Genomic DNA, 23,513 nt, shown 5'->3' on the forward strand with positions numbered 1-23,513 from the left:
TTATCGTAATAATGTTCGTTATGCGAACAAGGGGCGGGCGTTTTCGTTTTTACGCAGGGCTATCGGTACCACTTTGCGCACTACTTTTGGTTGGGTACTACTAAAGTTGTGTTTTGTGTATAGGTCAGAACGAAGTAGTCTCTTTGTATGTGGTGCGAATACATGTACGTATCGCGAACAAAAATTAAGTAATCATAGGAATTTAATACAATGAAAAAAATTTTTAGCGCCACATGTATAGCTGCCTGCAGCGGTGCGTTGCTACTTGCTGCTTCGATTTCAACTGCCAGCGCCGCTGAGTGGCCTACGGGTGATGTCCGTCTGGTCGTGCCTTACGCGCCGGGTGGCACCACAGACGTGCTGTCACGTCGTGTCGCTGATTTGCTCAAGGACGCTTTGGACACCAACGTCATTGTCGAGAACCGTCCTGGTGCAGGCTCTACCATCGGCACTGGCCGCCTAGCCCGCGGCGGGCGTGATGCTGATCATACGCTTTTAATGGCATCACCGGGCCATACCATTGGTGCTGCAATTTACCCTGATCTTGCTTACGACCCGGTCGAAGATTTTGTCTTCATCCAAAATGTCATCGATATTCCCAACGTGATGGTAGTGCCTGCAAGCAGCCCTTACCAATCGGTTGTGGAGTTCATTGAAGCCGCACAGGACAAGAACATGGCGTTCAGCCATAGCGGTGTAGGCAGCTCGATTCACATGTCGGGTGAGCTGTTTAAAACGCTTACCGGCTCACAGATGACCGCGGTTCCTTTTGCGGGTAGCGGTGCGGCTTTACCAGCCCTGCTGGGCGGTGATGTCGACGTTTCCTTTGAAAATATGCCAACCGTGTATTCACATATTAAGTCTGGTGACTTGCGCGCCCTGGCCGTTACGTCGGCAGAGCGCTCGCCTTATCTGCCAGAAGTCCCCACGCTGTCTGAAATCGGCGAGCACAACCTTGACCAGTTTGTTACCACCGCTTGGTTTGGCTTGATTGCGCACAATTCCTTTCCCGAGGAAGGCTATGAAGCCATGCAGGCAGCACTGGACGAAGTTATGGAGCGCCAGGAGTTCCTCGACTTCGCAGAGCAGCTGGGTGCTCAACCAGGTCAGGTAGAAGGTGAAGAGTTTAAACAGTTTGTGATTGATGACCTTGCACGTTGGGAAGAAGTCGCTCAGCAGGCGGGTATTAGTCAATAACGACACCATGAAATAAGAAGGCGAAGGTTGAAACTAACCTTCGCCTTCTTTGCTTTCTTTAGCTTGTCCTCTTGGGGAGGCTGCCATGTCATCTTCCGGTTTAAGCAACGTGAAACAAATTAAAGATACCTTAGACGTTATTACCGGGGTCGTATTGCTACTGATCTCTTTAGTATTGGCTTTCTATTTGGTGCCTAACTATATTGGGGAGCCATCTATATTACAAAACCCCATGATGTCGCCTAGATGGCTTCCCAATATCGTTAGCTGGCTTATATTAGCCTTTTCGGTTCTATTGATTCTTCAAGGCATTTTAGTCTCAAGCGATACTGAAAATGACGAGCGAAAAATAGTTAAAGGCCCTTACCGGCGTTTTATTATCATGCTTATAGCGTTTTTGGTTTACGTACTCTTATTTGAGACATTAGGCGCTATTTTAACCGGTATATTGGCAACGGTTCTTTTATTCCTGGCTCATCCCGTGCGCGTATGGTGGGCTTATGGTTTTGCGCTGGCATTTCCGGTTGGCGTAACGCTGTTATTTGTCAATGTGATGAATGTACCTCTTCCTTTGATGCCTTATTAACTATTTCTCGTCAGCGTGCAGCCTTGGTGACATATGGAAAACCTTACTGAAGTTTTACAGTTATTTTTAAGTATTGATAATTTTATAGCGATCGCATTAGGCGTCGTTATTGGTGTTACGGTAGGCTCAATACCCGGCCTTACAGCTACAATGGCGGTGGCGCTTGCACTGCCGTTTACGTTCTCAATGCAGCCTGTGGCCGCTATTCTCCTGTTGGTAGGTATCTATAAAGGGGGAATGTATGGTGGTTCAATCACGGCAATCCTGATACGCACCCCAGGCTCTCCTGCATCGGCATGCACGTTGCTGGATGGCTACCCCATGGCCCAGCAAGGGAATGCTAAAAAAGCTTTAAAAGCAGCGCTTTTCTCATCCGTTATTGCCGATTTTATTTCCAATATTGCACTGATATTTTTCGCTGCTTACTTGGCGAAAATAGCCCTTAACTTCGGCGCACCAGAGTTCTTTTGGTTAATCTGTTTCTCACTGACCATTATTATTTCTTTAGCCAGTGGTTCTATGGTTAAAGGGCTTTTAGCAGCTTTGCTGGGTATTTTGCTGTCTCTGGTAGGTCTTGACTCGGTATTTGGTTCACAGCGCTTAACGTTTGGTAATTATAATTTAATGGATTCAATTTCATTTATTCCATTATTGATTGGTCTGTTTGCCATACCTGAAATCATCGAGTTCTATAGGAAAAAGGCAATACCGCATATTAAAGCTAAAGCCAGCGGCGTGGGCATGACCCTGGCCGAACTCAAGCGGTGCATGAAAAGTATTGTCCGAGGAAGTTTAATCGGTGTGATTATCGGTGCTATTCCGGGTACCGGAGCCACCGCTGCGGCGTTCATTTCCTATAGTGATGCCCGTCGCCGTTCCCCCAATAAAGCTAATTTTGGTAAAGGGGAAGTTGAAGGTGTGGCTGCCGCTGAAGCTGGTAACAACGGCGTGGCAGGGGCAACCTTGATTCCGCTGCTTTCACTGGGTATCCCCGGGGACGTGATTACGGCGATTATTTTGGGCGCCTTTATGGTACATGGCCTTACGCCTGGCCCAATCATGTTCCAGGAGAATCTGTCGCTCATCTATGCGCTGTTTCTAGGCATCATGTTCAGCTCGTTAATACTGCTGGTGGTCGGCAACGCGGCCATCAAGTATTTCTCGCTAATCGCAGATATTCCAAAGTCGATCCTTTTCCCTATCGTCCTGATGTTCTGCGTCTACGGTGCTTACGCAGTCAATAATATGACGTTTGATATATGGCTCATGCTGGCATTTGGCGTGGTGGGCTATCTGTTTAACCGCACGGGCATTCCGGCCGCTCCATTTCTGATCGGCTTTATTCTAGGACCCATGTTTGAAGACAACTTGAGACGCTCGCTTTTAATCAGTAACGGCGATATGTCGATTTTTGTTCGTGGCCCAATTACCTGGTTCTTTATTGCCATTACATTTGGGTCCATTGCCTTTGCGATATTCCGCTTTTTCAAGGACCGGAACGCAAAGCTTATAAGTAACTAATGACGCCTGCGCTTTCTCATAACGTAGATTAGCTTCGCTGATAGTGTGGATTAATAATAAGTAGGAGTGTGTTATGCCAGGGCCGTTAACGGGATTGCGTGTACTCGACTTAAGCCGGGTAATGGCTGGACCCTGGTGTACACAAATATTAGCCGATATGGGCGCTGAGGTTATCAAGGTCGAGCGCCCGGTATTAGGTGACGATACGCGGCACTGGGGGCCCCCTTGGCTATGCGACAGCGCGGGGCAATCCTCAGGTCAGTCGGCTTATTATCTGTCGGCGAATCGTGGCAAACACTCCATCACGGTGGATATCAGTTTACCGGAAGGGCAGGCGCTCATTCGGGAGCTGGCAGCTGACAGTGATATATTGGTCGAAAATTTCAAAAGCGGCGGGCTGGCTAATAAGGGATTGGATTATCCAAGCCTGGAAGCTATTAACCCTGCGCTGATTTACTGCTCCATCACTGGTTTCGGCCAGACAGGACCGATGGCGCATATGGCGGGCTACGATTATCTCATTCAGGCCCAGGCCGGGTTAATGAGTATCACCGGCGTGCCTGATGGGGCGCCGGGCGCAGGCCCGCAGCGGGTAGGTATGGCAGTTTCTGATTTGACGACGGGGATGAACGCGGTCATTGCTATTTTGGGCGCTTTGCATCATCGCCATCAAACCGGTGAAGGGCAGTACATTGACATGGCGCTATTGGATGTACAGGTCAGTTGGCTTGCCAACCAGGCGCTTAATTACTTCTGCAGCGGTAACATTCCTAAACGTACCGGTGAATACCACCCTAATCTGGTGCCCTACCAGCCTTTTCCGACCGCAGAAGGTGAGAAAGTCATTATCGCTATCGGTAACGACGGTCAGTTTCAACGCTTTTGCCAAGCAGTGGGCCAGCCTGAATTAGCGACCGATGTGCGCTTTAGCACCAATCCGATGCGGGTAAAGCATCGCCTAGAGCTTATTCCCCTGCTGGTGGATATCACTCGCCAACGCACCAGCCAGGAATGGATCATGTTACTGGCTGATATTGCGGTTCCCTGTGGTCCGATCCAGAGTATCGACCAGGTTTTTGAAGATCCTCAAGTTCAGGCACGAGGCATGCAAATCGAACAGGTGTCTTCCTATGGCAAGGTACCAGGCGTCGCTAACCCCATCAAATACTCAAAAACAAAGCTTGAGTACCAAAAAGCGCCGCCGTCGTTAGGTGAAGATACCGTTGATGTATTAACTAACGTATTAAATAAAACGCCTGAAGAAATAGAAACGTTACGCCTTCATCAAGCGATTTAATTAAGGATGATAGGGCGGTGTTAGCCTACCGTAACGCCGCCACATACAAAGAGCGTTTGCCCGGTGACAAAACTGCTGCGTGGGTCGCAAAAGAAGCTCACTGCGTTAGCTACGTCTTCTGGCTCGCCCATGCGCTGTAACGGAATATTATCGATAATACGTTTGGCCCGTTCAGAGTCTGGCGGATTGTTATCCCAAAAGGCCGAAGTAGCAATAGGCCCAGGCGCAACGCAGTTGACCGTAATACTATCCTGGGCAAGTTCAAGCGCCCAGGTTCTGGCCATTGATTGTACCGCTCCCTTAGTCGCACTATAGAGCGTTCGTGCTTCCTTACCCAAGACCACTCGGCTTGCGTTAAATACGATACGCCCATTCTTGCTGGCCCGCAGGCTTGGCAATAGTGCCTGGGTGCATATCAATGCCGGACGCACGTTGAGATGCATCAAGCGGTCAAAATCTTCAAGGCGGGTGTCATCGAGTAGGGCAGGCGCCACAATACCCACATTGTTTACCAGACAGCTGATGGTATATTTCTCATTTATTGAGTCCAATACCGCTTTTAGTGCGTCTATATCTGATAGATCAACTTGGTATGCATCTTCTTTAAGCGAAGCTATCGTAGGCTCCACGATATCAAGGACGATCACGCGATAGCCGTCTTGTTGAAGGCGCTCAGAAATGGCCTGCCCAATATTGCGAGCGCCTCCGGTTACTACCGCATACGGCGTTGACATATGGTCTCCCTTTAAAGTGAACGTTAAAATCTGTAGTGCTAATCAAAAATATTCGCTTAATTAACTATCGTCATCACGAATAGAAGACGGGTGGCGGCAAAGAGGCTTTACACTTATTTCCATATAAGGAAAGAGAGGGAGATTCGCAATAATATCTTGCAGCTCAGCATTATCATCAACATCAAAAATACTGATATTGGCGTAGCTACCTGCTATACGCCATAAATGGCGCCACTTTCCTTGCTGCTGCAAGGCTTGTGAGTAGGCCTTCTCTTTCGCTTTAATTTCTGCTGCCACTTCGTCTGGCATATCGATTGGCAGCTTAACGGTCATCTCAACGTGAAAAAGCATTTTTATCTCTTCTTTTAACCAGTGATTGCTAAATTTAAAAATAAACCGCTTTTAAAGAAAACATTGCTTATTTAAATAAGCTTTTCGCCAGCGAACAATTTTAATGTCTTCAAACAGGCCTGCTATATAGAACGGGTCTTGATGAATAAAGTCCTGAGCCTCTTCTCTTGTTTCAAGATCGACCAGGTAGAGCCCTCCCGAAGCGGTACTCGCATCGTCAGAAAGCTTGGCCCCACAGGCAAGTAGTAGAGCACTGTGAGCTTCCAAATAGGCGAGATGTTCCTCACGTATTTCAAGGCGTAATTCATGATGTTCTGGCTTATCAAACGTTTCAATCATGAATGGCATGGCAAACTCTCCTTAGCAGTCGATATGGGCTGGTTTATGCCGAGATATAGCCCCAAATCCAAATGGCAGAGCCGTATATAACGCCCAGATAACCCAGTATCAGCACCATATAACCCATGACATCGCGTAGTTTCAGACCTGAAATCGCCAGTACGGGCAGAATCCAGAACGGTTGAACCATATTGGTCCACTGGTCGCCAACCTGCACTGCCAGTGCGGTTGCTGCATGTGAAGCGCCTAGTGCTGTGGCTGCTTCTATCATGACGGGGCCTTGTACTGCCCACTGCCCACCGCCTGAAGGAGCTAGCAGATTGATCACCGCTCCACTCAGGAAAGACCAAATGGGTAATGTATTCGCACTCGAGATATCCACGAAAATATTGGCAAAGCTCACCATAAGACCAGAGCCTACCAGGATGCCCATGATGCCAGCATAGAAGGGATATTGAACAATAATGCCTGAGACGATACGAATGCCGTCATTAAGCGCTGCTAAATAATTGGCCGGGGAGGCAAACAGCAAGATACCCAAGAATAAAAAAGCAAAATTCACAGTGTTAAGGTTGAGTGATCCGCCACCAATCACATAAAGGGCTATATAAAGCATGCCCAGTAAGCCAATCCCGATACCCACAATACGGCTGTGATTAAGCTTATCCGCAATGGTCATTTCTTCATTAGCAGGTTTGCTGGGTAAGCTTGATTTAATAACCGATTCAGGGTTTATCTCAATAATCTCATTAGGGTTTTTGGGGTGTAGCCAAGCATTAAAAAGAGGCAGAGTACAGATGATAATCGCGCTGGTAATCAGGAGAACTGGTGAGAAAATAGTTTCTGATAATGGAATCAGCCCCATTTCATCCTGTAGAAAGTGACCTTCTGTTGCGATTAAAAGGGGAACGCTGCCTGAAAGTCCGATTCCATAAAGAGCAAAACCTGAATAAGCGGCGGCAATCACCAATGGGTAGTGCAGGCCCTTAACATTGACGGCCAGCTTCTGAGCGACGATGCCGCCAATAACTAACCCAAACCCCCAGTTAAGCCAGCTACCAATTGCACCGACCAGAGTCGCTACCACAATCGCCATAAACGGTGTTTTGACCCGGCTGGCAATGCGATCAAGCGAGCTATCGACTAAAGGGGTTTTAGCCAGAATATAACCTGCCAATAGAATGACGGTCATTTGCATACTGAAAGCGAGCAAACTCCAGAAACCGTCACCCCAATAACGCGTCGCCTCAAACGGAGACGTACCTTCCACAGTAATAGCCAATACAACGGTTAATCCTGTCAGCAGGATGGCAATAACCAAGGGGTCCGGCATGTAGCGACTGATAAGCCGAGTGAAAAAATTAGCCATACCATGCATGGCAGTTCTCCAGGAGTTAAGGTATTTTTTAAAAAGTGTACGCATTGCGTACTTATGTTCGATTTTGGTGGTTGATCATTATCCTTATCCCCAAGCACCACAATTCGACGATGGTCGCACGGCCAAAAGCAACAGCTTACTCAAGCTGATGTGCCGATAGCCGTGCAAATAGGCTGCCCCTATGAAGCAGCGCATAGCTCAGAAACAATTAACAAGAGGTCAAAGATATGGCTCATAACGTTGGGAGGGTGGTTATTGTCGGCGCTGGCACCATGGGCACAACACTCGCCAAGCTCGTATCCAGTAAGCAGTGGCCAGTACGCGTTATCGATACCAATCAAGCGGTTTTGGAACGTTGTCGTACGCAGTTAACTGCGGCTTTAAGCCCGCAGGTTATTGCTGACCATCATGTCGATTTTCAATCTCAGTGGGTAGCGGATGAAAGCGTTACGATCGTCATTGAGAGTGTGACTGAGAATCTTGAAATCAAGCAGCTGGTGCTTGCTCAAGCTGAAGCGCACTGCGGCAAAGACACATTAATCGTGACCAATACCTCGGGTCTTTCAATTGATGAGATTGGTCAGAAAATGCAGTATCCCGAACGGTTAGCTGGCGCGCATTTCTTCAATCCAGCGGACCTGATTCCTACAGTTGAGGTGGTGTCGGGTACCGCTACGTTAGAGAGTACAGTGGAGCGAACATGCCAATTTTTAACGCAGCTTGGCAAGCGTCCTGCCGTTATTCACAAGGCCGTGCCGGGGTTTGTCGCTAACCGGATCCAGCACGCCATTATGCGCGAGTGTCTTTCGTTGTTAGAAAAAGGTGTCGTCAATATAGAGGCGCTGGATGATATCGTGCAGTTTTCCATCGGCGTTCGTTTAGCGCTTAATGGTCCTTTACTGCAGCGTGATCTTAACGGCTTGGATACCCATCTTAATATTGCGCGTTATTTATATAGTGATTTGGAAGATACGCACTCTCCCTCTGCGTTGCTGGAAAGCTATGTGGAAAAAGGCTGGCTAGGGGCTAAGGCAGGCAAAGGTTTTTACGCCTGGAGTGACGAGAAAGTCGCGCAGCGATCAGCAAACGAGGGGAAACGATTAAGCCAGATTATCGATATAGCGCTCGCTAATGACAAGGAGGCCGACGAATGACCACGAAGAATAATCACCCCCGTTGGGAAAAACGCCCCCAGGGCTCAAATTGGGGTGAGTTTGGGCCTGATGATCAATTGGGAAGGGTTAATCTGCTGCAAGCTGAGCAAGTGCTAAAAGGGGTTAAGGAAGTAACAGCCGGGCGAACCTTTTGCCTTTCGCTTCCACTTGATCTGCCCGGCGGTAATGCGCTTAACCCGCGTCGCTACCCACCCCGGCTAGCGCCAACGCAGCTTAAAAAAGACCGCTACATTAATTTTCCCTTAGCAACGCATCATCCAGGCTTGCTTGACGTCATAAGTGACGATGAGGTGGTTTTATCGCTTCAGTACTCCTCTCAATGGGATTCGCTGGCGCATGTTGGCGCCTTATTTGATGCTGATAATGACGGCCATGCCGAGCGGTGTTACTACAATGGCTATCAGGCAGAGCGTGATATACAGCGTTTGGATAGCCCTGATGCTCACGCCTGTGCCTCTCATGCTGCTCGTTTAGGTATTGAAAATATGGCAGTACACGGTATGCAGGGGCGAGGGGTGTTAGTTGATTTGACGCGAGTATTTGGTCATAAGCGGACCATTGTTGGGTATACAGAGTTAATGCATGCATTAAGCGAGCTGGACGTAAGTATCGAGGTTGGCGATATGCTCGTTCTGCGCACCGGATTTGCAGAAGCCATCCTGCAAATGGATGGCTCCCCTGATATTGAGCAGTTAAAGCAAACCGGGGCCGTGCTCGATGGGACGGATGAAATGCTGCTGCAATGGATTAGCGATAGCGGTATTTCGGCCATTTGCGCCGATAACTATGCGGTCGAAAATACTGACCGGGCATTAGCGCCTACTGACTGCTGTAAATTACCCCTGCATCATCATTGCCTGTTTAAGCTTGGGCTACCTCTTGCAGAGCTTTGGTATTTAAAGCCTCTAGCAGACTGGTTACATGCTAATCACCGCTCACGCTTTTTGCTGACCGCACCACCCCTGCGCTTACCCGGCGCAATTGGCTCGCCCGTAACACCTATCGCGACGGTCTAATAATTATCAATGGCTTCATTCTGGATCTTGGCGAAGTGCCATTTACTGGTCTTGAGCGTACATGAGAATCGATTTTTCTGAACCTGTTATTTGGAGGCCTGTAGCTCATGCCTAGCGCGTTCTTAAAACACCCATTTATGAGTCAGCAAGCACTCAGTGAGTGCAATGACGAGGCCATGATACGCGCCATGTTGGCGTTTGAATTGGCTCTGGCAGAAGTCCAGGAAGCCAGTGGCGCCGTGCCACAAGGCGCAAGTCAACAAATGCGTGCCCAGCTTGAGAACGCGACATTTGATACCGCGGCGATCGCGGAAGGAATTGCCAGCGGCGGCAATGCCGCCATTCCGTTTGTTAAGCAGGGACGGTCGCTGCTGCCTGATGAGCTTAAGCGCTACTGGCATCTGGGGGCGACCAGCCAGGACGTCATCGATTCTGCGCTAATGCTGCTGTTAACCCCGCGTTTGCGTGCGTTGGATGATTTGTTAGTGCGCTGCCGCACGGCATCGCTTGCGCTAATGGATGCCCACATTGCCACCCCCATGGTAGGGCGCACGTTAATGCAGCAGGCGCTACCCATCACGTTTGGTGTCAAAGTTGCCCACTGGGCGATAGGGCTTGAGCAAAGTCGCTGCCGGTTGGCCGACATCGAGTTGCCCGTTCAGTTTGGCGGTGCGGTGGGGGTCCACTCTGGATGGGACGCCCAAGGGCTTGAGTGGATGGATGCGTTAGCTGAACGGCTGGGCTTGGCCGCATCGGTTTTACCCTGGCATACCGACCGCTACCCGATTCATAGCCTGGGCACAGCGTTAGACGCCGTTGCCGGGGCCGCCGAGAAAATAGTCCAGGACGTTGCCCTGCTCACGCAAACCGAAGTAGGCGAAGTGGCCGAGCCTTCGGCACCCGGGATGGGGGAGTCATCCTCCATGCCCCATAAGCGTAACCCGGTGCGTAGTGCGCTTATTCGCGGGGCGGCCAGACAAGTGCATGGTCACACTAGCGTGTTATTGAACGCCGCCGCACAGCCACTTGAGCGGGGCTTGGGCGAGTGGCATGCCGAATGGGCGCCGTTAATGGAAAGCGCTTTGTTGGTGGAAGGTGCGCTGGAGCAAATGGCAGTGCTTCTGGAAGGGCTTGAGGTATATCCCGATAACATGGCGCGCAACCTGACGGCCACCGGCGGCGGCATCATGGCCGAACCAGTGGCGCGTCTGTTAACGCCCTATCTGGGCGCTGACGCTGCCAAAGCGCTAAGTGCAGAAGCTGCCGAGATATCACGCCGAGATAAGCGGTCTTACGCCGATGTGCTTGCCGACCATGCCAAGGTAAAAGACCAGATTGACCCGGTTACGTTAAGAAAAACGTGTGACCCTGCTTTATACCTTGGTAGCAGCCAGCAGCAGGTGTTGCGCGCAAAACGCTGGCTGGTTAAATATTAAGTATTTGAAATAAAATAATTTTTTTATTTTATCGTCAAGTATGGCGACGATTGGCTGGAAAATTTCATCGTCTTTAGCCATTTGACCCACTTAGCATTCGGCAGTAATTTGTTCGTATTGCAAATCAATGTTCGTTTAACGAACAATAAGCATACACGTTCTGCAACGTTCAGCTAAGAGGCAACCTAATGGCCGAGTTTCTCAGCTTGCATGACGCGGTGGCGCGCTATGTACAAGACGGCGCCACCGTCGCTATGGAAGGCTTTACCCACCTGATTCCATTTGCCGCTGGTCACGAAGTGATCCGTCAGAAAAGGCGCGACCTGACGCTGATCCGCATGACCCCCGACATCATCTACGATCAGCTGATTGGCGCCGGCTGCGCCAAGAAAGTGATCTTCTCCTGGGGAGGTAACCCAGGTGTCGGGTCGTTGCATCGCCTGCGTGATGCCGTGGAGAAAGGCTGGCCGCACAAGATCGAGATTCTTGAGCACAGCCACGCGGCCATGGCGTGCGCCTTTGAAGCGGGCGCGGCTGGCCTGCCGCTGGCTGTTTTCCGCGGCTACATCGGCAGTGAATTGCCCAGCGTGAACGATCAAATCAAGTTCATTGAGTGCCCGTTTACCGGTGAGCGCTTAGCCGCCGTACCTTCTGTGCGCCCGGATGTTTCCATCGTTCACGCTCAGCGTGCGGATCGCCAGGGCAACGTGCTGGTGGAAGGAATTGTCGGCGTACAGAAAGAAGCCATACTCGCCGCCAAACATAGCATCGTCACGGTCGAAGAGATCGTCGATGATCTGAAAGCGCACCCCAACGCCTGCGTCATTCCAGGCTGGGCGATCAGCGCCATTGCGGTGGCAGAAAAAGGCGCGCTGCCTTCTTACACCCACGGCTATTACGGTCGCAGTAACCGTTTTTATAAAGAGTGGGATGCCATCGCCCGCAACCGCGACACCTTTACTCAGTGGCTCGATGAGAACGTCTTTAAGGGTGTTCAAAATCATGCAGGGGAGAACGTCTGATGAGTCTGGAATACACCTCTTCTGAAATGATGACCGTCACCGCGGCACGCGCGTTGGAAAACGGTACCACCTGCTTTGTGGGTATCGGCTTGCCCTCCGAAGCTGCCAACCTCGCGCGCCTTACCCATGCGCCGGACGTAGTCTTGATTTACGAATCCGGCACACTGCAAACCAAGCCCGATATTCTTCCGCTTTCCATTGGTGACGGCGAGCTGTGCGAGTCGGCGTTGACCACCGTGGCAGTGCCGGAAATGTTCCGCTACTGGCTGCAGGGCGGCAAAGTGAACGTGGGCTTTTTGGGCACAGCGCAGATCGACCGTTTCGCAAACCTGAATACCACGCTGATCGGCGATTACCGTGAGCCCAAGGTACGCCTGCCGGGCGGTGGCGGTGCACCGGAGATTGCTACCAACGCTGGCGAAGTGTTTATTACCCTGAAACATTCTCGACGGGCCTTCGTCAAAGACGTCGATTTTGTCACTACGCTAGGCTTTGGCCGTGACGGCAAAGGGCGCGATAACGTACCCAATATCGGTAAAGGCCCCACCCGGGTCATCACCGATTTATGCGTGATGAAGCCCGACCCTGAGACCAAAGAGCTCGTGGTGGTATCGCTTCATCCTGGCGTGACTCGCGAAGAGGTAATGGACGCGACCGGTTGGGAAGTGCGCTTTGCCGACCAGCTTGAGAGCACCCCTGAGCCCAGCGAAAAAGAGCTTGGGATCCTGCGCGAGCTGAAAGCCCGCACCGAACGTGCCCACACGGGCGAATAAGGAGTCGGTCATGACAAACGTTTATTTATGTCACCCGCGACGCACTGCCGTAGGCCGGTTTGGTGGCACGCTGGCAAGCGTGCGCCCGGACGATTTCGCCGCCACGATATTTAAAGCTGTGCTGGCGGATGCGCCGGATCTCGATCCTGCTGCAATTGAAGAAGTGTTTATGGGCTGTGCCAACCAGGCCGGTGAAGATAATCGCAACGTCGCGCGGATGTCGTCACTTCTGGCAGGCATCCCCACCTCGGTTCCTGGCACCACCATGAACCGCCTGTGCGGCTCGGGTATGGACGCGGTAGGTACGGCATTTCGGGCAATTAAAGCCGGTGAAATGGAGCTGGCGCTGGCCGGCGGCGTGGAATCCATGTCACGCGCGCCTTATGTGATGGGCAAAGCCGACAGCGCCTTCGCCCGCGGGCAGAAAATCGAAGACACCACCATTGGCTGGCGGTTTATCAATCCGCTGATGAAGAAAGCCTATGGGGTGGACTCCATGCCCGAGACGGCGGAGAACGTCGCCGAGCAGTTCAATATTTCCCGGGAAGATCAGGACGCTTTTGCATTGCGCTCTCAGCAGAAAGCCGCTGCCGCCCAACAGGCCGGCCGGTTTACCCAGGAAATCACCGCCATTGAGATTCCGCGCCGTAAGCAAGAGCCGCTGATCTTTGATACCGATGAGCACCCGCGGGAAACCACGCTGGAGAAACTCGCCGCTTTGCCGACACCCTTCCGCGATGGCGGCAGCATCACGGCAGGCAACGCCTCCGGCGTTAACGACGGCGCAGCCGCGATGCTGGTAGCAAGCGAAGCGGCCGTTCAGCAGCATGGCCTGACGCCCATGGCCAAGATTATCGGCATGGCAACGGCCGGGGTCGAGCCACGCATCATGGGTTACGGCCCGGTTCCCGCCGTGCAGAAACTGCTCAAGCGCACCGGTATTTCGCTGGATGAGATCGATGTGTTCGAGTTTAACGAGGCGTTTGCCGCCCAGGCGCTGGCCTGTATGCGCGATTTAGGCCTTGAAGACGACGACCCACGTGTTAACCCTAACGGCGGCGCGATTGCGCTGGGCCATCCGCTGGGCATGTCCGGCGCGCGGCTACTGCTAACCGCTGCCCATGAGCTGCAAAACAGCGGTAAACGCTACGCCCTGTGCACCATGTGTGTGGGCGTGGGCCAGGGTATTGCGACGCTGATCGAACGCGCTTAACGGAGATATCCATGGCATTTCATACCATCAACGGCCGCAGTGTGGCCTACCGGCTGCTGGGTGCTGCGGCGAATCCGCTTATCGTATTGGCTCATCCGCTAGGCATGAGCCAGGCCGTATGGGACGACGTTATTCCCGTGCTGCTGCCGCGCTATCGCGTACTCACCTGGGATTTACCCGGTCATGGCGCCAGCCAGGCAGTCACCGGCGAGCAGCTTACGCCCGCCAATCTAGCCGCCGAGGCCTTGGCGCTTGCCGAGCTTGCGGGCGCTGCGCGCTTTCATTTCGCCGGCACTTCGGTAGGTGGCGTGGTAGGTCAGCAGCTGATTGCTGAGCATAGCGAGCGTTTGCTCTCCGCCACGCTTACCAATACCGGCGCGGTCATCGGCACCCCGGAACTCTGGAACACCCGCGCAGGTCGCGTGCGTCAGGAAGGACTTGCGGCTATGTCACCAGAGATCGTGCCGCGCTGGTTTGCGCCCACGGCCTTTGAGGCAAGCCCCGCACTGAAAGCGGGCTGGTGCATTCAGATGGGCCGCGGCGACGATGAATCCTACGCTCAGCTGTGTGAAATGCTCGGCCGCGAGACGTTTACCGGCAAGCTCTCCAACAAGAACGTCAAGGTGCAGCTACTTGGCGGCAGTGAAGACCTGGCCACGCCGCCGACGACACTGGAAGCCTTGTCTGCCGAGCTTGACGGCGCACCGCTTGAGGTTTTTGACGGCGTAGGTCATGTGCCTTCAGTAGAAGCGCCTCAGCTAATCGCCGAGAAGCTGCTTGGCGTGCTGGCAACAGATTTGGGCGACGTGGCGAACCACGGCGTGGCCTACGCGACCGGCCTGGAAACTCGCAAGCAAGTGCTGGGCGAAGAGCATGTGGCACGTTCAACCGCTAACGCCAACAGCCTGGATACCCCCTTCCAACAGATGATTACCCGTCTGGCCTGGGGCGAGCTTTGGAGTAACGAGGATCTCACCCGCCGCGAGCGCAGCATGATTACCACCGGTATTCTGGCAGCTCTCGGCCGTGAAGAGCTGACGTTACACCTGAAAACCGCCAAGCGTATTGGCCTGACGGAAGCCGAACTTCGTCAGGTAATCATGCATGTGGCGATTTACGGCGGTGTACCGGCAGCCAACCATGCCTTTGCCTTGGCCAAAGAGCTGGGCTGGGGTGAATAATCGATCAGTTATCGACTGAACATTCATAATGCTTCCTGTATTAAATGGAGCCATGCCATGACGTCAGTTCAACTATTAATCGACGGCCAGCAGTGTCCTGCTTCAGATAGCGCCACCTTCAAACGCTGCAATCCGCTGAGCGGCGAAACAGTCTCACAAGTGGCAGCAGCCTCGCTTGACGATGTCAACCGGGCTATCGAAGCGGCTCACGGCGCTTTCAAGTCCTGGTCCCAGACAGGCCCCGGCGAGCGCCGGGCGAAGCTGACTAAAGCCGCCGATTTAATGGAGGCCCGCCAGCAAGAGTTTATTGATGCCATGGTCGATGAAACCGGTGCTACCCCAGGATGGGCAGGCTTTAATGTCATGGTGGCTGCCAACGTACTGCGTGAGTCGGCCGCCTTAACCACACAGATACAGGGCGATATTATCCCCTCCAATGTACCTGATAGCCTAGCCATGGGCATTCGCGTACCTTGCGGCGTGGTGGTGGGTATCGCCCCGTGGAACGCGCCTATCATTCTGGGCACACGGGCCATTGCCGCCCCCTTGGCGTGTGGTAACAGCGTTATTCTTAAAGCTTCTGAAATGTGCCCGAATACGCACGCGCTGATTGGGCAGGTGCTGCACGATGCGGGCCTGGGTAACGGCGTGGTTAACGTTATCCATAACCAGCCTGAGCAAGCCGCAAGCGTGGTGGGCGCATTGATTAAGCATCCGGCGGTTCGGCGTATCAACTTCACCGGCTCTACAACGGTTGGACGCATCATTGCAGAGAAAGCCGCCAAGCACCTTAAGCCCGTACTGTTAGAGCTGGGCGGCAAGGCGCCTTTTCTGGTGCTTGACGATGCCGATATTGACGCAGCGGTTGAAGCGGCCGCTTTCGGCGCCTTCTTCAATCAGGGGCAAATCTGCATGTCGACCGAGCGCTTGATCGTAGATGAAGCCGTTGCCGATGAGTTTGCCGAGAAGTTGGCGGCCAAAGCGAAGACACTGACCGCGGGAGATCCTCGTGCAGAAGGCAATGCGCTGGGAACGCTCATCAACCAGGAGTCTGGTCATAAGCTCAACGAGCTGATCGATGATGCCCTCAGCAATGGCGCCCGCTTAGGCTCGGGAGGAAAGGCCGAAGGTGTCGTGATGCAGCCAACGCTGGTGGATAACGTCACAAAGGCAATGCGGCTTTATTCGGAAGAGTCCTTTGGCCCTGTGGTCGCCATGATTCGCGTCAAGGGTGAAGAGGAGGCCATTCGCGTTGCCAATGATAGCGAGTACGGCCTTTCTGGCGCCGTGTTTACCCGCGATTGCGCACGCGGGCTGCGGGTTGCCGGGCGCATTGAAACTGGCATTTGCCATATCAATGCGCCAACGGTACATGACGAGCCGCAAATGCCGTTTGGCGGTGTAAAAAGTAGCGGTTACGGACGCTTCGGTGGCAAGGCGGTCATCGAGGAGTTCACGGACCTGCGCTGGATGACGCTGCAAACCGGCCCGCGTCACTATCCTATCTAGTGCGTATAGCGGGTTCAGAATGGCACTCCAGGGCGCCGTTCTGACAACAGGGCCGTGCCGAGGCCAAACAATCCCTAAACCTGCCGGATAAGTGCGCAGAGTAAATTTAACGATTTCCTTGTATGCGCTAATCAGCGAAGGTAGCGTCTTCTTTTTCGCTGATAATAGAAAGCCATGCTCAACGCCCGGATCAAATTACGCCACCTGATGGCGTTTCTCGAGGTTGCCAAGCGGCGCAGCTTTGCCCGCGCTGCTGAGGCGCTGGCGATTACCCAACCGGGGATCTCCAAGGCAATACGTGAGCTTGAGGAGATCCTGCACACGCCGCTTTTTGAGCGCACCTCGCAAGGGGTGTCGCTCACCCAGGCGGGCTTGACGCTGCTGCGCCATGCGGGGCCTGCCATGCGGGCGCTGGACGAAGGCGTCAGTGCCGTCGGTGATGCGCATCATGGTGGACGCTGGCTGCGCATAGGGGCACTGTCCACCGTCGAGAGCCGCCTGCTGCCTGTGGCGATACAGCGCTGGCACAGCGCTTCAACGGGCCAGCACGATACCAGCGTCTCGGTAGTAACCGGCGCCAGTGCTTATCTACTTTCGCGCTTGCGCCTGGGTGAGCTTGATATGGTGGTCGGGCGGATGACCGAGGCGCGGGAAATTGGCGATCTCTATTTTGAACATCTTTATTATGAGCCGCTGGTTATAGTGGCACGCAGCGGTCATCCGCTTGCCCAGGTAACGCCGGTAGCCGCGAGCCAGCTCATTGCCTACCCCTGGGCACTGCCGCCCCCGCAAACCACGCTGCGCCAACAGGTGGACAGCTTTTGTGTACGCCATGCCATCACGCTGCCACCGCTGTTGTTGGAGACCCTCTCGCTGCCGGTCAGCTACCGCTACACGCTGGAGAGCGACGCACTCTGGATAGCCCCGCGGGAAGCGGTGATCGAGGAGTTGGAGAGCGGCCTGCTCAAAGAGCTTGCACTGCCGTTTGAAGCGCAGGGTGGGTCTGTGGGCATCTGCACGAATGTGAGCATGACGAAGTCGCTGACCCGCGACGCATTTTGCGAAACGCTACGCCAAGTGGCGGCGGAGCGCATTATACCAAAGCCGTAAACATCATAACCTATAGGTTATGACTGGAAATGACTCTTCAATTGGCATGCATAAGGCAACGCGTCACACTTGACGAGTGACAGTGCAAAGGGGGCTAGCGCCGCCCGATGCTTACCTCGCCATAAAGAGCATTCGCCATGCAGCCTAAATATAATCGCTTTGTAACCCGTGACCGTAACTGGCATCCGCCCGCCTATGCCCCAGGCTATAAAACCTCCGTTGCGCGCTCGCCCCAGCAGGCGTTGATGAGCATGCAGCAGCCCACTGCTTCTGAGCTGACAGGGCCTGATTTCAGCCATCTGCGGGTGGGGCCCTATGATAACGACCTGTTGATGAACTTTACGCAAGGCGAAGGGCTGCCTCAGGGTGAACGGATCATCTTGTTTGGCCGCGTGGTAGACCAGTTTGGCAAGCCGGTACCCCATACGCTGGTAGAAATGTGGCAGGCCAATGCGGGCGGGCGCTATCGCCACAAGAAAGATGCTTACCTGGCACCGCTGGACCCTCATTTTGGTGGTGTGGGCCGCTGCTTGACTGACGATCAGGGCTTTTACCGTTTTCGGACCATCAAGCCAGGCCCCTATCCTTGGCCGAATGATGTGAATAGCTGGCGGCCGGCGCATATTCATGTCTCGGTCATGGGGCCGTCTATCTCTTCTCGGCTGATCACGCAGATGTACTTTGAGGGAGACCCTTTGATTCCGCTATGCCCCATCGTGCAAACACTGAAAGACCCCGAAGCCGTGGAAACGATGGTTGGCCGCCTGGATATGGCTAACAGCAGGCCGATGGATTGCCTGGCTTACCGTTTTAACATTGTGGTGCGTGGCGAGCTGCAAACCTTCTTTGAAAATCAATAAGGCAGGGGGATTGATGATGAAACAGCCTAACACCCAGCCGGTGAGCGAAATGATGCTGCGTGAAACCGCCTCGCAAACCGCCGGACCTTACGTGCATATTGGTTTGGCGCTGGCCGCGGCCGGTAACCCCGAGCGCGACGAAGAGATCTGGAGCGAAATGGCCAAGCCCGATGCCACGGGCGAGCATATCGAGATTGTGGGCACCGTGATTGATGGTAACGGTGATCTGGTGCGTGATGCCTTCCTGGAAGCGTGGCAGGCCGATGCCGAGGGGCACTATCAGGCAGATTATGATCTGCGCAAGCCGTTCAACAGCTTCGGAAGAACCGCCACGATAGCCGAGCAGGGCAGCGAGTGGTCGTTAAAGACCATCAAGCCGGGCGCCGTCGCACACCCTAACGGCAAGCTGATGGCGCCGCACATTAACCTGGCGATCTTTGCTCGTGGCGTGAATATCCACCTGCAAACGCGTCTCTATTTTGATGATGAGGTTGAGGCTAACCGCGAGTGCCCGGTGCTTTCGCGGGTTGAATCCGACAATCGTCGCCAGACGCTGATCGCCAAACGTGAAGAGGCCGACGGTATTACCCGCTACCGTTTTGATATTCGCTTGCAAGGGCCTGGGGAAACGATCTTTTTTGATTTCTAATCGTCATTTTTTCATTGAAACCGCTTGGCATTCGTCAGGCGGTTTTTAGGTATTAAATGCTTTTTAATGTTGTAAAAGTCTAATTGTAGGCCGTTCGTATGGCTTATTGATAAGTAATGACAATATTAATATTAGTAAATATTAATTTACTCAGTAAACACTGCTCGCTATTAGCCTTAAACATCGACCAATGTCGATTAGCTCTCTTTGCCTGAGTAGATTAACGTAGCCTATATGCCGAACTAGTGTTCGCTATAAAAACTAATAAAAATCCAATAAGTGTCAGGAGCCTCCCCATGAAAACCAAGTTTGCTTGTTGTGTCTTGGCTGCTTCTATTGCTGCCGTTGGAATGGCGTCAGCCCAGGCAGCAACCACATTACGCATGGCCCACTTCTGGCCCGGCGCTTCCGGCGTCAATGAAGATATTTTACAGGCTTGGGCAGATACCGTTGCCCAGGAGTCGAATGGCGATCTCAACGTTCAGATGTTCCCCTCAGGTACGTTAGCCAAGCCGGACTCCATCTATGAGGCGGCCGCCAACGGTATTGCTGATATTGGTGCCACGGCACAGGGCTACACCGCTGGGCGTTTTCCTCTTTCACAGATTGTAGAGCTACCGGGCATCGCAACCACGGCAACCCAAGGCGCCTGTGTACTGCAAACGCTTTATGAAGAAGGCCATCTGGACAGCGAATACGAAGATACGCGTCCGCTGTTTATGTTTACCACCGGGCCGGGCGGTATACACACCATAGATACGGATGTGCAAATGCCTGCTGACCTGGAGGGGCTGCGCATTCGTCGGCCAACCGCGGTGGCGGGTGAGATGCTTGAAAATATGGGCGCCACCCCGGTGGGTATGCCAGCACCGGATATCTATACCGCCATGCAGCGTGGCGTGATCGATGGCCTGAGCTTTCCGTGGGAAGGCTTGAAGGGCTTTCGCATCAACGAGCTGGTGAAATACCACACCGAAGTGCCGTTCTACACCCTGATCTTCGTGGCGACGATGAACCAGCGCGCTTATGAAAATCTGACGCCTGAGCAGCAAACGGTTATCGACAATAACTCTGGTATGAAATGGGCTGCAAAAGCGGGGGAAGTCTTTGATCGCCTGGATGTAGAAGGTAAGCAGGAGGCTGTCGACGCTGGACATACCATTCGTGAAATCGAAAACCCGTTACAGCATCCTGATTGGCAGGCACCGCTTGAAACAGGTATCGAAAACTACTTAACCGAGCTAGAAGCGCGCGGCTTAAGCCAAGCACGAGACGTGTATGCGGCAGCGCAAGCCGCCAGCGAGTCTTGTAGCGCTCAATAAAAAAGGTAGCGTGAATGCAGTCGTCTCTCTACAGGGCCAGCCATTGGCTGGCCCTCATTTGCCGTTTCGTTGCAGGTGTTGCGCTCATTGGCTTGCTAATGGTCACAATTGCCGATGTGAGCACGCGCTATCTTTCCAAGCTGACGGAAGGCGCTATATCCCTGCGTGTTTACGGGAGTGTCGAGCTGGTCAGCTATTTGATGCTGTTTGCATTACTCGCGGCCATGGCGGCCAACGTAGAGAAAAGCCAAGTGGTGGTAGAAGCCTTTTCGCACCGGCTGCCCCAGGCGATTAAAAATCGCCTGCAGGGCGTTTTTCTGCTCGGTTTCGTAGTGCTGGGGCTGGTTCTATTTGTCGGCCTGCTGGACTCGGCTGCTGCTGCTACGCGTCATGGGTCAACGACCCAGGATCTTCGATTACCCATGAGCCCCATCTATCATTTGGCGGCCATTCTAAGTTTGCTGCTTGGGTTGCGTAGCTTTATTCATGCGCTTCTCGGCGTTATCTATGCCAAGGGAGAGGAAGCGGCTCATGGGGAGTGAAGTCATCGGAGCTATTGGGCTCGGCCTGCTACTGGTACTCATGATTCTGCGCGTACCGGTGGCACTTACCATGCTGATTGTTGGTGTGGTGGGATTTGCCCAGATTATCAGCTGGGACGCCGCAATCGCCCAGTTAAAAACAGTACCGGTCGAGGTGCTCTCCAACTACAGCTTTAGTGCTGTCCCCATGTTTATCTTAATGGGCGTATTGGCTGCCCATTCGGGTATGGCCGGTAAGCTTTTCGATTCCACCCGGGTTATTTGCGGGGGCTGGAAAGGCGGTCTGGCTATTGCCGCAGTAGGGTCATGCGGTATCTTCTCGGCGATTTCCGGCTCGTCTCTTGCCACCGCCAGCACCATGACGCGGGTTGCGCTGCCCGAAATGGAGCGCTACGGCTATAACCGGGGCTTGGCGACAGGAGCGCTGGCGGCGGGCGGCACGTTAGGCATTATGATTCCCCCGAGTATCGCGCTGCTCATTTACGCCATTCTTACCGAGCAGTCGGTAGGCGATATGTTTATGGCAGGCCTGATTCCCGGCTTGCTGGGCTTGGTGATGTATTCCCTAACCGTAACGGTAGTGATGCATTTACGCCCCACGTTAGCGATTGCCGGCGAGCCGACATCGTGGAAGGAGAAGCTGGCTTCTATCTCGGGGCTGGTGCCTTTTTTGGGTGTTTTCCTGATAATGATCCTGGGCATTTACTTCGGTGTGTTTACGCCCACCGAAGGCGCCAGCGTCGGCGCTTTTGCGACGTTGCTGTATGCCGTGGTCAAGGGGATGCGTTTCAGCGGACTTTGGCGCAGCGTGCAGGAAACTTTAGCGCTTTCGGCGGTGGTGTTTTTTATGCTGGTGGGTGCTGAAACGCTGGGTTACTTCATTTCCGTATCGCGAATTTCATTCTCGATCAGCGATTTTCTTTATGGGCTGGATGTCGCCCCCATCGTGGTTGTGCTGTGCATTCTGCTGCTCTATTTCGTGCTGGGCATGTTCATGGACTCGATCGCCATGCTGGTGATTACCGTGCCCGTGGTCTTTCCGATTATTCAGGCGCTGGGCATCGACCCGGTTTGGTTCGGGATTATTACCGTGTTAACGGTCGAACTTGGATTGATTACCCCACCGGTAGGCATGAACGTTTTTGTTATCAAGGCGATGGCACCGCATGTGGGGCTGGGCGAGATATTTAAAGGTGTCGCTCCGTTTATTGTTTCGGACTTTTTGCGCCTTGCTCTGTTAATCATGTTTCCTGTGCTCTCCACTTACTTCTTACTCTAAAGGAGCACGTCATAAGGCGTCATCACGGCTAACGGTGTACACAATAAGCGCCGTTAGTCATGAATGTGTTTCAAAGCAACAGCTTGGGTTACATTTATATGCTCTGTTTGGCGTTGACGAAACTCGCGCGGCGCCATGGCGGTATTGCGCTTGAAAAAGCGTGTGAAGTAGGCCGGTTCAGAAAACCCCAGACTGTCGGCAATCTGGGCAATGGTCATATTGGTGTAAGTAAGCTGGCGCTTGGCTTCCAGAAGGATGCGTTCATGAAGCACTTGAAGCGCGCTACGGTCCACCAGTTTTCGACACAATAAATTGAGGTGGGCGCTGCTGATATCAAGCTGTTCAGCGAAGGTTTCAATGCTGGGCTGCTCTCGATAGCGCTGCTCGACCAGCGTTTGAAACTGCTCAAGATGCTGGCGGCCTTTCTCACGCCGCTGGGGGCTTAGGCGCTTGGCGCTGGCTTTGGCAGGCATGACCAAACGCTCAAGCTCAATCGTCAGCGCCTGGGTCAATGCTTCAAGCAACTGATTTCGACCCAATGCAGGCTGGCGATACTCCTGATCGATCTGAGCGACCAGCCGGGCAATGCGCGTTGTGCTTTGGGGTGGCGCCAGGCGATAAAAACCGGCCTTCTTTAACACTCTGCCGTCATTTAATGCGCTATGCAGATGATCCGCCAGTGGTTTTGCCAGGGTAATAATGTGGCCCTGTATATCCGATGAGAAGAGAAAACCATGAATCGTCATGGCGGGCACAACGATGGTTGCCATCCCCTCTAGCTGATGGCTGGTGCCTTCCAGCTCCAGCTCAACGCTTCCCTGACTGATAAATAGAATATGCACAAGGTCGGCATGGCGGTGGGGGCGAATGCGCCAGTCATGCAGGCGGCTGCGCTCCGGGATCGACTCGCAGTGCAGAAGGTCCGGGGTGGGCCAATGCTGCGTCTCACCGTAGAGCTTAAATACCGGAACAACGCTATTGGATGACATGGCTATCTCCGCTTTCAGCATGCGACTAAGGTTG

Annotated in this window: 23 protein-coding genes; 18 read left to right on the forward strand and 5 right to left on the reverse strand. The window is 53.2% G+C overall.

The annotated features are described in order from the left end of the window. The first annotated feature begins 210 nt into the window (after positions 1-210). From D467_RS0115750 to D467_RS0115765, 4 genes are all read left to right on the forward strand, one after another. On the forward strand, positions 211-1,197 hold the full coding sequence (locus D467_RS0115750) for a Bug family tripartite tricarboxylate transporter substrate binding protein (protein WP_018918499.1): 987 nt from the start codon (positions 211-213) through the stop codon (positions 1,195-1,197). A gap of 85 nt (positions 1,198-1,282) precedes the next feature. Further along, complete coding sequence (locus D467_RS0115755) at positions 1,283-1,783, forward strand: tripartite tricarboxylate transporter TctB family protein (RefSeq protein ID WP_018918500.1); 501 nt, start codon at positions 1,283-1,285, stop codon at positions 1,781-1,783. A gap of 33 nt (positions 1,784-1,816) precedes the next feature. Further along, positions 1,817-3,304 (forward strand): tripartite tricarboxylate transporter permease, encoded by a 1,488-nt coding sequence (locus D467_RS0115760; RefSeq protein WP_018918501.1) that lies wholly within the window; start codon positions 1,817-1,819, stop codon positions 3,302-3,304. Positions 3,305-3,377: 73 nt separating this feature from the next. Beyond that, complete coding sequence (locus D467_RS0115765) at positions 3,378-4,601, forward strand: CaiB/BaiF CoA transferase family protein (protein WP_018918502.1); 1,224 nt, start codon at positions 3,378-3,380, stop codon at positions 4,599-4,601. Positions 4,602-4,621: 20 nt separating this feature from the next. On the opposite strand, the gene D467_RS0115770 is transcribed toward D467_RS0115765, so the two are convergent. The 4 genes from D467_RS0115770 to D467_RS0115785 are packed head-to-tail and all read right to left on the reverse strand — an operon-like array spanning position 4,622 to position 7,403. Beyond that, entirely contained in the window at positions 4,622-5,335 is a 714-nt protein-coding gene (locus D467_RS0115770) for an SDR family NAD(P)-dependent oxidoreductase (RefSeq protein WP_018918503.1), read from the reverse strand. Positions 5,336-5,395: 60 nt separating this feature from the next. Beyond that, positions 5,396-5,686, reverse strand: a complete 291-nt coding sequence (gene catC / locus D467_RS0115775; RefSeq protein WP_018918504.1) for a muconolactone Delta-isomerase — start codon at positions 5,684-5,686, stop codon at positions 5,396-5,398. 51 nt (positions 5,687-5,737) lie between these two features. Beyond that, complete coding sequence (locus D467_RS0115780) at positions 5,738-6,034, reverse strand: YciI family protein (protein ID WP_018918505.1); 297 nt, start codon at positions 6,032-6,034, stop codon at positions 5,738-5,740. Positions 6,035-6,068: 34 nt separating this feature from the next. After that, complete coding sequence (locus tag D467_RS0115785; RefSeq protein WP_018918506.1) at positions 6,069-7,403, reverse strand: short-chain fatty acid transporter; 1,335 nt, start codon at positions 7,401-7,403, stop codon at positions 6,069-6,071. 227 nt (positions 7,404-7,630) lie between these two features. Between D467_RS0115785 and D467_RS0115790 the strand changes: the two genes are divergently transcribed. The 14 genes from D467_RS0115790 (at position 7,631) to D467_RS0115855 (ending at position 22,490) form a co-directional block, all read left to right on the forward strand. After that, the gene (locus D467_RS0115790; RefSeq protein WP_018918507.1) at positions 7,631-8,557 is read left to right on the forward strand and encodes a 3-hydroxyacyl-CoA dehydrogenase NAD-binding domain-containing protein; all 927 of its coding nucleotides are present in this window, start codon (positions 7,631-7,633) and stop codon (positions 8,555-8,557) included. Next, the gene (locus D467_RS0115795; protein ID WP_018918508.1) at positions 8,554-9,594 is read left to right on the forward strand and encodes a cyclase family protein; all 1,041 of its coding nucleotides are present in this window, start codon (positions 8,554-8,556) and stop codon (positions 9,592-9,594) included. The genes D467_RS0115790 and D467_RS0115795 overlap by 4 nt, the downstream gene beginning before the upstream one ends. A gap of 137 nt (positions 9,595-9,731) precedes the next feature. Further along, a complete protein-coding gene (locus tag D467_RS0115800; protein ID WP_244147841.1) occupies positions 9,732-11,030 on the forward strand; it encodes a class-II fumarase/aspartase family protein in 1,299 nt (432 codons plus the stop codon). A gap of 188 nt (positions 11,031-11,218) precedes the next feature. After that, positions 11,219-12,052 carry a CoA transferase subunit A gene (locus D467_RS0115805; RefSeq protein WP_018918510.1) on the forward strand — a complete coding sequence of 278 codons (834 nt, stop codon included), beginning with the start codon at positions 11,219-11,221 and terminating at the stop codon, positions 12,050-12,052. Beyond that, positions 12,052-12,825, forward strand: coding sequence for a CoA-transferase subunit beta (locus D467_RS0115810; protein ID WP_018918511.1), 774 nt, complete (start codon positions 12,052-12,054; stop codon positions 12,823-12,825). Before D467_RS0115805 ends, D467_RS0115810 begins: the two co-directional genes overlap by 1 nt. A 10-nt stretch (positions 12,826-12,835) precedes the next feature. Continuing rightward, complete coding sequence (gene pcaF / locus D467_RS0115815) at positions 12,836-14,038, forward strand: 3-oxoadipyl-CoA thiolase (RefSeq protein WP_018918512.1); 1,203 nt, start codon at positions 12,836-12,838, stop codon at positions 14,036-14,038. 11 nt (positions 14,039-14,049) lie between these two features. Continuing rightward, positions 14,050-15,219, forward strand: coding sequence for an alpha/beta fold hydrolase (locus D467_RS0115820; RefSeq protein WP_018918513.1), 1,170 nt, complete (start codon positions 14,050-14,052; stop codon positions 15,217-15,219). 57 nt (positions 15,220-15,276) lie between these two features. Continuing rightward, a complete protein-coding gene (locus D467_RS0115825; RefSeq protein ID WP_018918514.1) occupies positions 15,277-16,728 on the forward strand; it encodes an aldehyde dehydrogenase in 1,452 nt (483 codons plus the stop codon). Positions 16,729-16,902: 174 nt separating this feature from the next. Then, the gene (pcaQ, locus tag D467_RS0115830; protein WP_018918515.1) at positions 16,903-17,838 is read left to right on the forward strand and encodes a pca operon transcription factor PcaQ; all 936 of its coding nucleotides are present in this window, start codon (positions 16,903-16,905) and stop codon (positions 17,836-17,838) included. 137 nt (positions 17,839-17,975) lie between these two features. Beyond that, positions 17,976-18,698 (forward strand): protocatechuate 3,4-dioxygenase subunit beta, encoded by a 723-nt coding sequence (pcaH, locus tag D467_RS0115835; RefSeq protein WP_018918516.1) that lies wholly within the window; start codon positions 17,976-17,978, stop codon positions 18,696-18,698. 16 nt (positions 18,699-18,714) lie between these two features. Next, a complete protein-coding gene (pcaG, locus tag D467_RS0115840; RefSeq protein WP_026285802.1) occupies positions 18,715-19,347 on the forward strand; it encodes a protocatechuate 3,4-dioxygenase subunit alpha in 633 nt (210 codons plus the stop codon). A 296-nt stretch (positions 19,348-19,643) separates the two neighbouring features. Continuing rightward, entirely contained in the window at positions 19,644-20,669 is a 1,026-nt protein-coding gene (locus D467_RS0115845) for a TRAP transporter substrate-binding protein (RefSeq protein WP_018918518.1), read from the forward strand. A 14-nt stretch (positions 20,670-20,683) separates the two neighbouring features. Beyond that, positions 20,684-21,211, forward strand: a complete 528-nt coding sequence (locus tag D467_RS0115850) for a TRAP transporter small permease subunit (protein ID WP_018918519.1) — start codon at positions 20,684-20,686, stop codon at positions 21,209-21,211. Next, positions 21,201-22,490 (forward strand): TRAP transporter large permease, encoded by a 1,290-nt coding sequence (locus tag D467_RS0115855; RefSeq protein WP_018918520.1) that lies wholly within the window; start codon positions 21,201-21,203, stop codon positions 22,488-22,490. Before D467_RS0115850 ends, D467_RS0115855 begins: the two co-directional genes overlap by 11 nt. A 53-nt stretch (positions 22,491-22,543) precedes the next feature. On the opposite strand, the gene D467_RS19335 is transcribed toward D467_RS0115855, so the two are convergent. After that, on the reverse strand, positions 22,544-23,479 hold the full coding sequence (locus tag D467_RS19335) for a helix-turn-helix domain-containing protein (RefSeq protein WP_018918521.1): 936 nt from the start codon (positions 23,477-23,479) through the stop codon (positions 22,544-22,546). Positions 23,480-23,513: the final 34 nt, after the last annotated feature.

Source organism: Vreelandella zhanjiangensis DSM 21076 (genome assembly GCF_000377665.1).
GTDB classification, from domain to species: Bacteria; Pseudomonadota; Gammaproteobacteria; order Pseudomonadales; family Halomonadaceae; genus Vreelandella; species Vreelandella zhanjiangensis.

Excerpts from the sequence above, each read along its gene's own strand:
- pcaG (WP_026285802.1), top strand. The coding sequence starts at position 18,715 with ATGAAACAGCCTAACACCCAGCCGGTGAGCGAAATGATGCTGCGTGAA.
- catC (WP_018918504.1), bottom strand. The coding sequence starts at position 5,686 with ATGCTTTTTCACGTTGAGATGACCGTTAAGCTGCCAATCGATATGCCA.
- pcaQ (WP_018918515.1), top strand. The coding sequence starts at position 16,903 with ATGCTCAACGCCCGGATCAAATTACGCCACCTGATGGCGTTTCTCGAG.
- D467_RS0115780 (WP_018918505.1), bottom strand. The coding sequence starts at position 6,034 with ATGCCATTCATGATTGAAACGTTTGATAAGCCAGAACATCATGAATTA.
- D467_RS19335 (WP_018918521.1), bottom strand. The coding sequence starts at position 23,479 with ATGTCATCCAATAGCGTTGTTCCGGTATTTAAGCTCTACGGTGAGACG.
- D467_RS0115810 (WP_018918511.1), top strand. The coding sequence starts at position 12,052 with ATGAGTCTGGAATACACCTCTTCTGAAATGATGACCGTCACCGCGGCA.
- D467_RS0115855 (WP_018918520.1), top strand. The coding sequence starts at position 21,201 with ATGGGGAGTGAAGTCATCGGAGCTATTGGGCTCGGCCTGCTACTGGTA.
- D467_RS0115770 (WP_018918503.1), bottom strand. The coding sequence starts at position 5,335 with ATGTCAACGCCGTATGCGGTAGTAACCGGAGGCGCTCGCAATATTGGG.
- D467_RS0115790 (WP_018918507.1), top strand. The coding sequence starts at position 7,631 with ATGGCTCATAACGTTGGGAGGGTGGTTATTGTCGGCGCTGGCACCATG.
- D467_RS0115795 (WP_018918508.1), top strand. The coding sequence starts at position 8,554 with ATGACCACGAAGAATAATCACCCCCGTTGGGAAAAACGCCCCCAGGGC.
- D467_RS0115825 (WP_018918514.1), top strand. The coding sequence starts at position 15,277 with ATGACGTCAGTTCAACTATTAATCGACGGCCAGCAGTGTCCTGCTTCA.
- D467_RS0115850 (WP_018918519.1), top strand. The coding sequence starts at position 20,684 with ATGCAGTCGTCTCTCTACAGGGCCAGCCATTGGCTGGCCCTCATTTGC.
- D467_RS0115800 (WP_244147841.1), top strand. The coding sequence starts at position 9,732 with ATGAGTCAGCAAGCACTCAGTGAGTGCAATGACGAGGCCATGATACGC.
- D467_RS0115750 (WP_018918499.1), top strand. The coding sequence starts at position 211 with ATGAAAAAAATTTTTAGCGCCACATGTATAGCTGCCTGCAGCGGTGCG.
- D467_RS0115760 (WP_018918501.1), top strand. The coding sequence starts at position 1,817 with ATGGAAAACCTTACTGAAGTTTTACAGTTATTTTTAAGTATTGATAAT.
- D467_RS0115820 (WP_018918513.1), top strand. The coding sequence starts at position 14,050 with ATGGCATTTCATACCATCAACGGCCGCAGTGTGGCCTACCGGCTGCTG.
- D467_RS0115785 (WP_018918506.1), bottom strand. The coding sequence starts at position 7,403 with ATGCATGGTATGGCTAATTTTTTCACTCGGCTTATCAGTCGCTACATG.
- D467_RS0115845 (WP_018918518.1), top strand. The coding sequence starts at position 19,644 with ATGAAAACCAAGTTTGCTTGTTGTGTCTTGGCTGCTTCTATTGCTGCC.
- D467_RS0115765 (WP_018918502.1), top strand. The coding sequence starts at position 3,378 with ATGCCAGGGCCGTTAACGGGATTGCGTGTACTCGACTTAAGCCGGGTA.
- D467_RS0115805 (WP_018918510.1), top strand. The coding sequence starts at position 11,219 with ATGGCCGAGTTTCTCAGCTTGCATGACGCGGTGGCGCGCTATGTACAA.
- D467_RS0115755 (WP_018918500.1), top strand. The coding sequence starts at position 1,283 with ATGTCATCTTCCGGTTTAAGCAACGTGAAACAAATTAAAGATACCTTA.
- pcaH (WP_018918516.1), top strand. The coding sequence starts at position 17,976 with ATGCAGCCTAAATATAATCGCTTTGTAACCCGTGACCGTAACTGGCAT.
- pcaF (WP_018918512.1), top strand. The coding sequence starts at position 12,836 with ATGACAAACGTTTATTTATGTCACCCGCGACGCACTGCCGTAGGCCGG.